Origin of the sequence: Streptomyces violens (assembly GCF_000717745.1) — a bacterium.
Taxonomy (GTDB): domain Bacteria; phylum Actinomycetota; class Actinomycetes; order Streptomycetales; family Streptomycetaceae; genus Streptomyces; species Streptomyces violens.
This window is the reverse complement of record NZ_JOBH01000006.1, coordinates 412641-426447: the sequence shown is the minus strand read 5'-3', so window position 1 is coordinate 426447 and position 13807 is coordinate 412641. Positions and strand designations below refer to the sequence as shown.

Here is a 13807-nt window from a genome sequence, read left to right as displayed (position 1 = left end):
GGATGCATACATGCTGATCAGGCAGGGGGGCCTGACGCACCCGGCAGCACTGTCCCGTCCGAGCTCACCGGAACGCGCGGGCCCGCCCCGTGCGCCATTGCTCCGACGGCCGTGACATCGGATCGGTTCCCTCCGGCCCGCACCTTTTTCGTTACCACTGTCGCGTCGCGTCGAGCACGCACATCCACCAGGAGGACAGCACCATGGCACGTATTTTCATCGTGGGTTCCGGCGTCGTCGGTACGGCTACCGGTAAGGGCTTTTTAGGCGCCGGCCACGAGGTGACCTTCATCGACATCTCGCACCAGCGGCTCGAATACCTGCGTTCGCAGGATCTGGACGCGCGTGACGTGCTCGATCTGCGGAATGAACCGGACGCCTTCATTTTCCTCACGCTGCCCACGCCCAACGTCGGACACCGCTACGACCTGACCGCCTTCGAGGACGGTACCGCCTCGGTGGGCGCGGCCCTGGCCGACGCCACCGGCGACCACACCGTGGTCGTCCGGTCCACCGTGCCGCCGGGCACCACCGAGGGGCTCGTCCAGACGCTGCTGGAGAAGCACTCGGGGAAGTCCGTCGGCGAGGGCTTCGCGCTGGCCGGCAACCCCGAATTCCTGCGCGCCGCCACGGCGTTGGAGGACTTCCGGCACCCGTGGATGACGGTGATCGCCTCCCGCAGCAACCGGACGGTGGAGCGGCTGACCGAGTTGCTGGCGCCGTTCGGCGGGGAGCTGCGCACCTTCTCCAACCCGGCCGCGGCCGAGCTGGTCAAGTGCGCCCACAACATCTACAACGCCACGAAGATCAGCTTCTGGAACGAGATGTGGCTGGTGAGCCAGACCCTCGGGCTGGACCTCGACCCCATCGCGCAGACCGTGGCCCGGTCCGCCGAGGGCTCGTACAACCCGCTCTACGGCATCCGCGGGGGAGCGCCGTACGGCGGGGTGTGCCTGCCCAAGGACACTCAGGGCTTCCTCGGCCTCGCCGCGTCGCTGAGCCTGGACATGCCGCTGCTCAAGGCCGTGGTCCAGGTCAACGACACGCTGATCGAGCGGGCTGACCGCGAAGCCGACGAGCTGGCCGCCGAACTGGCCTGACCGCCGCGGACACCCCCCTCGCGAGCCCCCACTCCCCCCTTGCCCGGCCTCGGCTCACCCGTCATCGAGAACGGAACCATGAGTGCCCTACTAGACACCACGCTCTACGACTTCCGGTACTACCTGGTCTACCTGCCGCTGGGCATCCTGGGCCTGGTCCGCTGGAGCTGCTGGCTCGTGCGCCGCGCGCCGGCCGCCCTGTACCGGCCGGTGCGGAACGACTTCCGGCTGCCGCTGAGCATCGTCGTTCCGGTGTACCAGGAAGACCCCGACATCTTTGCGCACGCGATCGAATCGTGGCTGGCCAACGACGTCGAGGAGATCGTCCTCGTCATCGACGTCACCGACCACGCGTGCCAGGAGGTCGCGGCCCGCTATCCCGTGACCGTCGTCATCACCGACGTGCCCGGCAAGCGCGACGCGCTGCGCCGCGGCTGGGAGGCGTGCAGCACCGACCTGGTCGCGCTGGTGGACTCCGACACCATCTGGGCGGACGACGTGGCCGCCGAGGTGTGCAAGCCGTTCGCCGACCCGAAGGTCGGCGGCGTCGGCACCCGGCAGAACGTCTACAACCCGCGGGGCTTCCTGCAGCGCGTCAACGACATGTACCTGGACTACCGGTACTTCGACGAGAACGCGGCCCAGACCGCCGTGGGCCGGGCTGTCTCCTGCCTCTCCGGCCGGACTGCGGTCTACCGCCGGGAGCTGCTGCTGGAGATATCCGACGAGTTCATGCACGAGACGTTCATGGGCGTGCCGTGCATGTCCGGCGACGACAAGCGGCTGACCACACTGACGCTGGCGCGCGGCCACCGTACGTACATGCAGCGCTCCGCCCGGGTCTGGTCGACCTTCCCCGGCACCCTGCGGATCTTCATGAAGCAGCGGCTGCGCTGGTCCCGCAACACCTGGAGATCAGATCTCAGAGCGCTGTCGTCCCGTTGGATCCGGCGCCATCCGTTCCTCGCCTTCACCATGGCCGACAAGGCGGTGAGCAGCTTCACGCTGCTGTTCGCGCCGTTCTTCATGGTGTACGCGATCATCCGCGAGGACTGGTTCTTCGTGGCCTGTCTGGCCGCCTGGTGGTGGGTCAGCCGGGCGATGAAGATGCTGCCGCACCTCGTGCGCAGGCCCTCGTCGTTCTTCCTGGTCCCCGGCTTCGTGCTGATGTCGTTCCTGATGGCCGGGGTGAAGATCTGTGCCCTGCTGACCATCCGCAGGCAGCGCTGGCTGACCCGGCAGGTGTCCGTCGTCAACGGTGTCGCGGTGCGGACCTCGCCGCAGGCCGCAGGTTCGGAGGCAGGAGCATGAAAACCGTACACCGTTTCGGGGCGGCCGCGGCCGCCCTCTCGGCCGTACTGGCCCTCGGCATCCAGGGCGCGCCGGCGGCGGCCGTCGGCCTGCCCGAGGACGTCGCCGCCTGGCAGCGCACCGGGCAGCCCGACAAGCTGATGGTGCTGCGGCCGCGCAGTGTGAGCCTGCTCAGCAACGGCGTCGTCGTGCGCCGGCTGTACCCGGGGACGCCGTCCGTCTCGCTGGGCTGGCTGGCCGCCAACGCGGGCCGGGAGTGGATCGGTTCCGAGCCCGGCCGGCCGTCCACCGTCCGCATCCGTACGGCCGTGCTGCTCGCGCCCGACACCATTCTGCGCATCGACGACCGGACGAAGAAGGTCCTGCTCACGGCGGGGCGCACGGCCAGGTCCGGGACGTGGATCAGCGGCAGCCGGGCCGCCCTGGACGTGGACAGCACCACGCTGGCCTCGGTCGCCGAGGACGGCTCCAGCCCCGCGCCGGCCAGTGCGCCCGGGCGCCCGTACCTCTCGATGGGGGCGGGCGGCCGGATGGACTTCCGCAACGCCACGGTCAGCGGGTTCGGCCGGATCGGCACGTCCGCGACCGCCGACCAGTCGGGCGTCACCTGGGCACGCGGCAGCACGGGGTCGGCGACCGGCACGACGTTCCAGGACAACCACACCGGGCTGCGGCTGGCCGGCTCCCAGGGCGTCAGCCTGAAGAACGTCACGGCCACCGGCGCCGTCGAGGACGGCATCGTGCTCAAGGGCGACCGCGGCACCAAGGTGAGCGGCCTCGCTGCCGAGTCCAACGGCCGTACGGGCATCGCCCTCGGCGGTACCGACAACCGCACCCTGACCGGCCTGAACACTCGCGACAACGACGGCGCCGGGATCAAGGCCACGCTCCAGCGCGGTCTGCGGCTGAACTCCCCCACCTCCCACTTCGACATGGGCGGCGGCATCGACCTGACGTCCTGCCGGGAGTGCGTCGTGCACAAGGCCACGGTGGAGAGCTCGTCGCGCGCCGCGGTGCGTGTCTCCGGCGGCGACAGCACGGTATCGGTACAGGATCCCGAGCTGACCGGGCACAACGGCAGCGAGCCCGGCATCCTGCTGGCCGAGGGCATCGGGGGCGCCACGGTCTCCGGCGGTTCCCTCAGCGGCTTCGACCGCGGCATCGGCATCACCGGTTCCCGTGTCCGCGTCGAACGCACCTCGTTGTCCGCCAACCGCACCGGCATCGCCATCGGCGGCGGGGCCGACCGGGTCGCACTGCGCGACGTCCGGGTGGACGGCGGCGAGACCGGCGTACTCGTCTCCGGGGCGACCCGGCACATCACCCTGAACGGCGTCCGGGTCAGCGAGGCCAGCCGCAAGGGCCTGGCCTCCAGCTCCCCCGGGCTGAAGGTCACCGGCGGCGCCCTGTCCGGCGGCACCACGGCCGTCGACCTCGGCGCCGCGGCCCGCCTGGAGAATGTGTCGATCGGCAGCTCCCACCGCGGTATGCACCTCGCAGAGGGCGTCCGGGCCTCCGGCAAGTCCCTGGACGTCCTGGCGGAGCGGCAGGGCATCGACGCGGACGCCCGGTCCCTGCTGGACCTCACCGACTCCCGTGTCCGGGCCCCGGTGGCGCTGGACGGGGACGGCGAGGTCAAGCGGCACGGCAAGACCGAGGTCTCGCTGCCGCCGTTCCCCTGGCTGGGCTTCGCGGCCCTGGTGGCCCTGGCCCTGGCCGTCGTCCTGCAGACCCTCCATCACGTCCGGCACCGCGGCACCCCACGGCCCAAGGTCGCCGGACATGTGGAGAACACGGCCTGACGCAACGTCAGCCGTGCACACACCGGCCGCCGCCCCACCGGGACGGCGGCCGGAGAACCGGAGAAGGAGTCGCACACCATGACCGACCGCTCATCCGGCGTCATCAGAACCCTGCGCGCGGGCATCGTCCTGCTGTCGGCGGGCACGCTGGTCACCGGCCTGACCGGCGTGCTCGCCCCGCCCGCACAGGCCGCGGCCTGTTCCGGACAGGTGCGGTACGCCTCCAGTACCAACACCCTCTACCTCACGTCCGGCACGTCGTCCCCGTCCGGCATCAGCACACTGTGCCCGAGCGCTCCCCTGCGCCAGGTCGACGGCTCGCCCGGCACCTGGCAGCTGGACGCCAACCTGGTCGTCCAGAACGGCGCCACCCTGGAACTGCACGGCTCCGCCGCGGGCGGTGAGGTGGACACCCTGCGGCTCAACAGCCCGGCGGGCGGCGGGCCCACCGAGGTCGCCTCCATCACCGCGCAGTACGGCACGATCGACATCGACCGCGTCGACATCACCTCGTGGGACGAGCAGGCGAACGGCCCGGACACCGACGTCTCCGCCGGTACCGGAGAGCGCGGCCGCGCCTTCATACGGGCGCTGTCCTACCTCGACGCCGACGGCACGCCCCGCCAGTCCACGATGAACATCTACCACAGCGACATCGGGTACCTCGGCTACTACGCGGCCGAGAGCTACGGCGTCGCGTACAAGGCGCGCGGCTGCGACATCAACCACCAGGACGTCTGCGACAAGCTGGACGTGCTCGGCGACCAGATCGGCAGCCGCTTCCACCACAACTACATGGGCACCTACACCTTCGGTGCCTACGGGATGACGTTCGACCGCAACGAGTACGACCACAACGTGGCGTACGGGCTCGACCCGCACGACGACTCGGACCACCTGACGATCACCAACAACCACGCGCACCACAACGGCAATCACGGGATCATCTGCTCCCAGCGTTGTGACCACCTGGAGATCGTCGGCAACGAGAGCGACCACAACGGCATCCCGCCCTACCTGCCGCCGGGCGACGACGACGCGTCGGACAACCAGGTGCACGGCATCATGCTGCACCGCGGTGTCACCGACTCCGTCGTGCGCGACAACAACGTCCACGACCAGCCCAACGGCGCGGGCATCGCGGTCTTCGACAGCAGCGACGACGTCATCGAGAACAACACCATCGCGCGAGCGAAGTTCGGGCTGCGCTACAGCGTCGGCTCGCAGGACATCACCTCGGCCGACAACACCGTCACGGACAGCGGGCAGTACGCCGTCTACACGTACCAGGGCTCGGACAAGCCCGCGTACACCAACGACACCGGCAGGCCGGCCCGGCTGACGTTCACCGGCAACACCTTCGACGGCAGCGGCAGCAACGTCCTGAAGCTCGGGCAGGCCGACGGCCTGACGTTCAGCGGGAACACCTTCACCGGTACGTTCGCCTCCGGGGCGCTGACCCAGCAGACCACCGGCACGACCTTCGACCGGAACACCACGCCGTCCGGACTCACGTACTCCGTCAAGGGTGACTCCGGCACGCGTGGGTCGATCGCCTTCCGCGACCAGAACCCGGTCAACGTGCAGCTGGACTCGGCCAGTTCAGCGGCGTTCACCGTAACTGGCCTGAAACCGGGCGCTTCGTACAAACTCACCGCCGACGGCCGTACCGTGGCCACCGGAAAGGCGGACTCGAAGGGCACCGTGACCCTGCGCGCCACGCAGGCGAGCAGCTCGGCGGTGTCCTACCGCATCGCCGCCGCCTGACAGCAGGCCGTCCCGCCGCCCGTGCGGCGGGGCGGCCGATGCCCCCGAGCCAGGACAGGAGCACCCGGCCCATGGACCGTCGGAAGTTCGTCGCCGCGGGAGCGGCCTCGCTCGCCGCCTTCCTCGCCTCGTGTTCCGGCTCGGACGACGAGAAACCCCCGCCACGGGAAACGGACGACCCCTCCGCCGAGCCGTCCCTCGACTGGGACACCGCCGCGGTGGCCCGGTTCTTCGGACCCCGGCTCAGGCCGCGCGAGGAGGGCTCCTTCGGACTGTCCCGCGCCGCGCTGCGGCACCATCCGGTGTACGGACCGGTGCTGCGGGTGCGCTATCCGGCCCGCTCGGCCAGCCCCACCGTCGCCCGCCGCTACGGCCGCCCGGAAGGCGGTGCGCAGCTCTACCTGCCGCTCCGCTCCGGCCCGACCGACTCCCTCCATCTGCGCTACTACCTGCGTTTCCCCAAGGGCTTCGACTTCGTCAAGGGCGGCAAGCTGCCCGGCCTGTACGGCGGCACGGTCACCGGCGGCCGGCGCATCCCCGACGGCGAGAACGGTCTGTCCACCCGGTACATGTGGCGGCGCAAGGGCCGCGGTGAGGTGTACGCGTACCTGCCGACCTCCGTGGAGCACGGCACCTCGCTCGGCCGCGGCAAGTGGAAGTGGCCCACCGGCCGCTGGACCTGCGTGGAGCAGTCCGTACGGCTCAACACACCGGGTGAGGACAACGGTTCGGTCGAGGTGTTCCTCGACGGCCGCCGGGTGCTCCGCGAGGACGAGCTGGAGTTCCGGACCTCGAAGAAGCTGCAGATCGAGGGCGTGTTCTTCTCGACCTTCTTCGGCGGCTCCGATCCGAGCTGGGCGACGCCGGACGCCGATTACGCGGACTTCGCGGCGTTCGCCGTCTCGCGCGAGCGCATCGGTCCGGTACGGCGCGACTGACCGGCCGCGCGCCGAGTCCGGGCCCTCAGGAGGACTCGCGGACCACCAGCTCCGTCGGCAGCGCGATCCGCTGCCGGGGCGCCGTGGGGTCGGCGATCTCGCGCAGCAGGACGCGGGCGATGGTGGTGCCCAGCTCTTCGACGGGCTGCCGGACGGTCGTCAGCGGCGGATTGGTGTGCCGGGCCAGGAAGGAATCGTCGAAGCCGACCACGGCCACGTCCTCGGGGACGCGCCGCCCGCGGGCGCGCAGCTCGCTCAGCGCGCCCACCGCCATCACATCGGAGGCCACGAAGAGGGCGTCCAGGTCCGGGACGCGGTCCAGGAGCGTGCGGACGGCGGCCCGGCCGCCCTCCTCGGTGAAGTCGGCGCGGGCCACGAGCCGTTCCTCGGGCCGCGCGCCGGCCGCGCGCAGGGCGTCCTGCCAGCCCTGGAGCCGGCCGCGGCCGACGTCCATGTCCATCGGCCCGGTGACCGTCGCGATCCTGGTGCGGCCGCGCTCCAGCAGGTGCCGTACGGCCGCGTGGGCGCCGCCCACGTTGTCGGCGCAGGCATGGCTCAGGGTCTCCCCCGGTGAGCGGCGGCCGGCGAGCACGGTGGGCAGGCCCATGTCCTCCAGCAGCGCGGGCAGCGGGTCGTGCTCGTGCACCGAGGCCAGCAGCACGCCGTCCACCCGCCGCTCCGCGACGGACGCGGTGAGCCGGTCGCGTTCGCCCTGGTCACGAACGAGGATCAGCTGGAGCTGGGTCCGGGTGTCGGCGAGTCCGATGCTCACGCCGCGGATCACGGCGGCGAAGTACGGCTCGGCGCCGAGCCGGGACTCCGATTCGGGGATGACCAGGGCGATGGAATTGGTCCTGCTGGTGACCAGGCCGCGGGCGACGGAGTTCGGTACATAGTTCAGCTCGGCTATGGCGGCCAGCACGGCGGCCCTGGCCTCGTCGCTGACGAGCGTCGAACCGTTGATGACGCGGGAGACCGTGGTGCGGCCGACGCCGGCGCGCGCCGCCACGGTTTTTATCGTCGGCCGCTGTCCGCCCGCCATCGCGCCACCCCCGCCGTGTCCCGTCCCCGCCCCGTTCACCAGCGCATTGTGCCAGACCTCCGGCGCGCTCCCGACCGTCTTCGGGCACTCCGCCGAGCGGAGCGTCAACTCCCTTCTGTGTTCAAGTCATTGACACACGCGATGGTGGCCGCCACTCTTCCAAAACATCGGTGGGCACGTTCCCAATCGCCGCTTTCGGCGAATGGGAACGTGCCCAGTTCGGCATGGCTCCGGGAGGGGAATGGCGATGAGCGTTCGGAAAACGATGACGAGAAGATCCCTGGCGGTGGTGGCGGCCGCCGCCGCGCTCGGCCTGGTCGCCGGGTGCGGCGGGAGCGGCGCCGCGGACACCGGCGGCGGGATCAAGGACGGCAAGGTCACGATCACCATGGGCCTGTACGGCGTGATGGGCTTCAAGGAGGCCGGCCTGCTGGAGCGGTACGAGAAGGAGCACCCGAACGTCACCATCAAGGCGGAGATCGCCGGGGACGAGCAGACGTACTACACCGCGCTGCAGACCCATCTCGCCGCCGGCAGCGGCCTCAAGGATATCCAAGGCATCGAGGTCGGGCGCGCCAAGGAGCTCGTGGACACCCGCGCCACCACCTTCGCCGACCTGTCGAAGGTCCCCGGAACCGGACATTTCCTTCCCTGGAAGCAGAACCAGGTCACCACGGCGGACAAGAAGGTCATCGGCCTGGGCACCGACATCGGCCCGATGGCCGTCTGCTACCGCAAGGACCTCTTCGCGCAGGCCGGGCTGCCCACCGACCGCGAAAAGGTCGCGGAGCTGTGGGCGGGCGACTGGTCGAAGTACGTCGACGCGGGGCGGAAGTTCAAGTCCGGCTTCAAGGGCGACGGCGTGGCCTTCATGGACAGTGCCAGCGGTCTGTTCAACGCCATGATCTACGGCAGCTCCCGGCAGTTCTACGACACCAAGGGCGAGCTGATCCACCGGAAGAACCCGGTCGTCACCGGCGCCTGGGACCTGGCGGCCGAGGCCGCCTCCGCTGATCTGACCGCCAAACTCCGCCAGTTCCAGCCCGGCTGGGACCCCGGGCTGGCCAACGGTACGTTCGCCACGACGGTGTGCCCGGCGTGGATGCTCGCCCACATCAGCGAGAAGGCGGGCCCGAAGAACAAGGGCAAGTGGGATGTGGCCAAGGCCCCGAAGGGTGCCAACTGGGGCGGCTCCTTCCTCGGCGTGATGGAGCAGAGCCCGGTCAAGGACGAGGCGAAGAAGCTGGTCGCGTGGCTCACCGCGCCCGAGCAGCAGGCGTATCTCTTCGAGAAGCTCGGCAACTTCCCGTCCTCGGAGAAGGCCCTGAAGGCTCCCGAAGTGGCCGATGCGAAGTCCGAGTACTTCAGCAGCGCACCCATCGGTGAGATCTTCGGCGCCGCCGCCCGGGAGATCCCCGACAAGCAGGTGCTCGGCCGCAAGGACGGCACGATCAAGGACATCTTCTCGCAGGGCCTGACGCTCATCGAGGCGCAGGGCAAGAGCAAGGACGCGGCCTGGAAGACCACCGACGACCGCATCAAGAAGGCCACCGGCTGACCGGCCGGACACCCGACACAGGAGGATTCCGGTGGCCCTGCAGACCTACCGGCGGCGTACGTTCTGGCACCGGCTGGACGTGCGCGGCGCCCCGTACGCCTTCGTCGCCCCGTTCTTCGTCGTCTTCGCCGCGTTCAGTTTCTATCCACTGCTCTACACCGCGTGGATCTCGCTGCACCGCGTCGAGCTCTCCTCCATGGACCTCATGGAGTGGGTCGGACTGGACAACTTCACAGCGCTGTGGGTCGACGAACGCTTCTGGAACGCGCTCGCCAACACCTTCACGCTCGGCGTGCTCTCCACCGTCCCGCAGCTGCTGATGGCGCTGGGCCTGGCGCATCTGCTGCACTACCGGCTGCGCGGCTCGGCCTTCTTCCGGGTCGCGGCGCTGACGCCGTACGCGACGTCCGTGGGCGCCGCCGCGCTGGTCTTCACGATGCTCTTCGAGCGCGACTTCGGCATGATCAACTGGCTGCTGGGGCTGGTCGGCATGGACCCGGTCAACTGGGAGAACGACAAGTGGGCCGCCCAGCTCGCCATCTCCTCGATCGTCATCTGGCGCTGGACCGGATACAACGCGCTGCTCTACCTGGCGGCGATGCAGGCCGTGCCGGACGAGCGGTACGAGGCCGCCGCGCTCGACGGCGCCTCGCGCTGGCAGCAGTTCCGCATGGTCACCATCCCCGGCATCCGGTCCACGGTCGTCTTCACCATCGTGCTGTCCACGATCGGCGCAACCCAGCTCTTCGGCGAACCACTGATCTTCGGCCAAGGTCCGAACGGCATCACCGGCGGCGCCGACAACCAGTACCAGACCCTCGGCCTGTTGCTCTACGAGGAGGGCTGGAAGAACTACCAGATGGGGCGCGCCGCGACCATCGCCTGGGCGATGTTCCTGCTGCTGATCCTCGTCTTCGTCGCGCAGCGCGTCGTGAAGCGCCTCGCCGCACGCCACGTCTCAAGGAGCAGCCAGTGATGTCCCTGCGGCCCGGCGCCGGACGCCAGCACCACGCGGGACCGGTCGCCTATGTCCTGCTCGCCGTCGCGACGCTGGCTTCGCTGTTCCCGCTGTACTGGACGCTGGTGGCGGCCTCCAGTGACAACACCCGGGTGTCGCAGACGCCACCGCCGTTCCTGCCGGGCCCGCATCTCCTCGAGAACCTGGGCAAGGCGTGGCAGGACGCGGCGCTGGGCCGGGCCATGGCCAACAGCCTGATCGTGGCCGGCGTCATCGCCCTGTCGACCGTACTGTTCGCCACCCTCGCCGGCTTCGCCTTCGCCAAGCTCCGCTTCCGGGGACGCAACGTCCTGCTCATGCTGGTCATCGGCACGATGATGGTGCCGCCGCAGCTGGGTGTCGTGCCGCTGTTCATGATGATGAGCGAGCTGGGCTGGGGCCAGCGGCTGCCGTCGGTCATCTTCCCCACGCTGGTCAGCGCGGTGGGCGTGTTCTTCATGCGGCAGTACCTGGCCGAGGCGCTGCCCGACGAGCTGGTCGAGGCGGGCCGGGTGGACGGCGCGCATTCGCTCCGCATCTTCTGGAGCATCGTGCTGCCGGTCGCCCGGCCGGCCATGGCCGTCCTCTTCATGATCACCTTCGTGCACGCGTGGAACGACTTCTTCTGGCCGTTCATCGCGCTGGACATGACCAACCCGACGGTCCCCGTCGCACTGACCCAGCTCAGCGCGGGTTACGTCCGCGACCAGTCGCTCATCATGGCGGGCGCGCTGCTCGGCACGCTGCCCCTGCTGGCGATGTTCCTCGTCTTCGGCCGCCAGATCGTGGGCGGGATCATGCAGGGCGCGGTGAAGGGATGACCGCCCGGCCCGTCTCCCCCGTTTCTCCCTCTTTCGAAAGGAACCCCTTGACCACCGCATCCGCATCTCGAGAGCTCGCCGCCCGTTCGTTCCCGCCCGGCTTCCTCTGGGGCACGGCCACCGCCGCCTACCAGGTCGAGGGCGCGGCCGCCGAGGACGGCCGCACGCCCTCCATCTGGGACACCTTCGCGCGCACGCCGGGCAAGGTACGCAACGGCGACACCGGCGACATCGCCACGGACCACTACCACCGCTGGCGCGAGGACGTCGCCCTGATGGCCGAGCTGGGCGTGGGCGCGTACCGCTTCTCGCTGTCCTGGCCGCGCATCCAGCCGACCGGGCGCGGCCCGGCCGTCCAGAAGGGCCTGGACTTCTACCGCCGGCTGGCCGACGAGCTGCTGGACAAGGGCATCCAGCCGGTGGTCACGCTGTACCACTGGGACCTGCCGCAGGAGCTGGAGGACGCGGGCGGCTGGCCGGAGCGGGCGACCGCCGACCGGTTCGCCGAGTACGCCGCGCTGGCCGCCGACGCGCTGGGCGACCGGGTCGGCACCTGGATCACACTCAACGAGCCCTGGTGCAGCGCCTTCCTGGGCCATGCCTCCGGGGTGCACGCGCCGGGACGTACCGAACCGGTCGCCGCGCTGCGCGCCGCACACCACCTCAACCTCGCGCACGGCACCGCGGTGCAGGCGCTGCGCGCGGCGCTGCCGGCCACGGCCGACATCGCGATCACGCTCAACATCCACCAGGTACGGGCACGCACCGACAGCCCCCAGGACACGGACGCGGCGCGCCGCATCGACGCGCTGGCCAACCGGGTGTTCACCGGCCCGCTGCTGCACGGCGCGTACCCGGACGACCTGCTGGCCGACACGGCGCGGCTGACCGACTGGTCCTTCGTACGGGACGGCGACACCGCGGCGATCCGGCAGCCGCTGGACTTCCTGGGCGTCAACTACTACACGCCGACGCTGGTGTCCGCGGCGGACGGCACGGAGCCCGACCACTCCGCCGACGGCCACGGCGAGAGCGGCCACAGCCCCTGGCCGGGCGCCGACGAGGTGGTCTTCCACCGTCCGCCGGGCCGTACGACGGCGATGGGCTGGGCGGTCGATCCGAGCGGTCTGTACGACCTGCTGCTGCGGCTGAAGGGTGACGTTCCGGACCTGCCGCTGATGATCACCGAGAACGGCATCGCGTGCGACGACTACGCCGACCCGAGCGGCGCGGTGCACGACCCGGACCGGATCGCGTATCTACACGGCCATCTGGCAGCCGTGCACCGCGCGATCGAGGCCGGCGTGGACGTCCGCGGCTACTTCCTGTGGTCGCTGCTGGACAACTTCGAGTGGGGCCACGGCTACAGCAAGCGCTTCGGCGCGGTGTACGTGGACTACCCCACCGGGCGCCGCATCCCGAAGGCGAGCGCCCGGTGGTACGCGAAGGTGTCCCGCACGAACGCCCTGCCGGCAGCGGCGGACCTCGAGTGACGGCGGAACCGGGCGTGGCCCTCACGTCAGGAGGGCCAGCAGGTGGGTGCAGGCCGTGGCTTCGTCCGGGTGGCGGGCGATGACCTCGTAACGGCCGCGTTCGTACGCACCGGTCTCCCACGCCCCGTCCGGCGTCCTGCGCAGATACAGGAAGTCGGGGGGCGTGGGGGCCGGCTCGTGCACGCCCTCGAGGCGGTAGTGGCCGTCGGCCACCCCGGCCGCGCGCAGCGCGGACCGCAGCTGCTGCCGGTCCATGGCGTCGTCCGCCGTCCGGTCTACGCGTCCGCCCGCGTGAGGTAGCGGTGGTCCAGCAGCCACTTCACGTTGAGCCGCTGGCCCTCGCCCGGGTTCAGGAACACCGCGTCCAGCTTGATCTGCTGGCCGCCGCCGGGCTGTTCGAACCAGGGGGCGATGCTGCCCTGCCACACCCAGAACGGCTTGATCACCTTGTACGTGTGGTAGTCGCACGGCGAGGCGGCTTCGCGGGTGTTGAGGTTCTGCGGGGGCAGCGCGCGCTCGGCGTACGGGTCGCCGGCCGGCGCCAGGTACCCGCCGAACTCGGAGCCGAAGCGGTCCAGCCGCTGCCCGGTGCGCAGCTTCGCGGGCTCCTTGTCGATCTCGCCGTTGACCTCGGCGAATCCGTCATTGGGCGGGTACTTCCAGCTGCCCGAGTCCGCCGGCCCCTCCCAGTACTTCTTCAGGAAGGCGGCGGGCGACAGCGCGCCCGTCCGGTGGTACCCCTTCAGCAGCGGGCCCACCGGCGCCAGGTTCTTGTTCGGCAGCCACTTCGGGCCGAGCCGCGCGTCACCGTTGAACTTGCCGGTGCAGGGCTGGGGGCGGGCGGCGGCCTCGGCCGCCGGGCGCTTCTCCTGCTGCTGCGGCGCGGCGCTCGCGGCGGGGGCGGCCGCCAGCCCGGCGGCCAGGCCGAGCGCGGCGAGCAGGGTACGGAGTCGGTTCACTCAGGGCTCCTTGTGCGGT

At 70.5% G+C, this 13807-nt stretch carries 12 protein-coding genes; 9 read left to right on the top strand and 3 right to left on the bottom strand.

Annotated elements, in window-relative coordinates; genetic code table 11:
* The first annotated feature begins 203 nt into the window (after positions 1–203).
* From IF04_RS0114445 to IF04_RS0114425, 5 genes are all read left to right on the top strand, one after another.
* Complete coding sequence (locus tag IF04_RS0114445; protein ID WP_051831237.1) at positions 204–1100, top strand: Rossmann-fold NAD(P)-binding domain-containing protein; 897 nt, start codon at positions 204–206, stop codon at positions 1098–1100.
* Between the two features lie 78 nt (positions 1101–1178).
* Complete coding sequence (locus IF04_RS0114440; protein ID WP_030256024.1) at positions 1179–2411, top strand: glycosyltransferase; 1233 nt, start codon at positions 1179–1181, stop codon at positions 2409–2411.
* Entirely contained in the window at positions 2408–4213 is a 1806-nt protein-coding gene (locus IF04_RS0114435) for a right-handed parallel beta-helix repeat-containing protein (protein WP_030256021.1), read from the top strand. Before IF04_RS0114440 ends, IF04_RS0114435 begins: the two co-directional genes overlap by 4 nt.
* A 78-nt stretch (positions 4214–4291) precedes the next feature.
* Entirely contained in the window at positions 4292–5980 is a 1689-nt protein-coding gene (locus IF04_RS0114430; RefSeq protein WP_030256017.1) for a right-handed parallel beta-helix repeat-containing protein, read from the top strand.
* 71 nt (positions 5981–6051) lie between these two features.
* Positions 6052–6918 carry a polysaccharide lyase gene (locus IF04_RS0114425; protein WP_030256012.1) on the top strand — a complete coding sequence of 289 codons (867 nt, stop codon included), beginning with the start codon at positions 6052–6054 and terminating at the stop codon, positions 6916–6918.
* Between the two features lie 25 nt (positions 6919–6943).
* Here IF04_RS0114425 and IF04_RS0114420 read toward each other — a convergent pair whose 3' ends face one another.
* On the bottom strand, positions 6944–7960 hold the full coding sequence (locus IF04_RS0114420) for a LacI family DNA-binding transcriptional regulator (protein ID WP_030256009.1): 1017 nt from the start codon (positions 7958–7960) through the stop codon (positions 6944–6946).
* A gap of 241 nt (positions 7961–8201) precedes the next feature.
* Here IF04_RS0114420 and IF04_RS0114415 point away from each other — a divergent pair, with 241 nt between their 5' ends.
* Genes IF04_RS0114415 through IF04_RS0114400 form a run of 4 tightly spaced genes read left to right on the top strand, consistent with a single transcriptional unit; the run spans position 8202 to position 12829 of the window.
* On the top strand, positions 8202–9518 hold the full coding sequence (locus tag IF04_RS0114415; protein WP_051831236.1) for an ABC transporter substrate-binding protein: 1317 nt from the start codon (positions 8202–8204) through the stop codon (positions 9516–9518).
* 25 nt (positions 9519–9543) lie between these two features.
* Positions 9544–10494, top strand: a complete 951-nt coding sequence (locus IF04_RS0114410) for a carbohydrate ABC transporter permease (RefSeq protein WP_051831235.1) — start codon at positions 9544–9546, stop codon at positions 10492–10494.
* Positions 10401–11336, top strand: a complete 936-nt coding sequence (locus IF04_RS0114405) for a carbohydrate ABC transporter permease (RefSeq protein WP_051831252.1) — start codon at positions 10401–10403, stop codon at positions 11334–11336. The genes IF04_RS0114410 and IF04_RS0114405 overlap by 94 nt, the downstream gene beginning before the upstream one ends.
* Positions 11333–12829, top strand: coding sequence for a GH1 family beta-glucosidase (locus IF04_RS0114400; RefSeq protein ID WP_078600285.1), 1497 nt, complete (start codon positions 11333–11335; stop codon positions 12827–12829). Before IF04_RS0114405 ends, IF04_RS0114400 begins: the two co-directional genes overlap by 4 nt.
* Before the next feature lie 21 nt (positions 12830–12850).
* On the opposite strand, the gene IF04_RS0114395 is transcribed toward IF04_RS0114400, so the two are convergent.
* A complete protein-coding gene (locus IF04_RS0114395) occupies positions 12851–13084 on the bottom strand; it encodes a DM13 domain-containing protein (protein WP_030255999.1) in 234 nt (77 codons plus the stop codon).
* A gap of 20 nt (positions 13085–13104) precedes the next feature.
* On the bottom strand, positions 13105–13788 hold the full coding sequence (locus IF04_RS0114390) for a TNT domain-containing protein (RefSeq protein ID WP_030255996.1): 684 nt from the start codon (positions 13786–13788) through the stop codon (positions 13105–13107).
* Positions 13789–13807 lie beyond the last annotated feature (19 nt).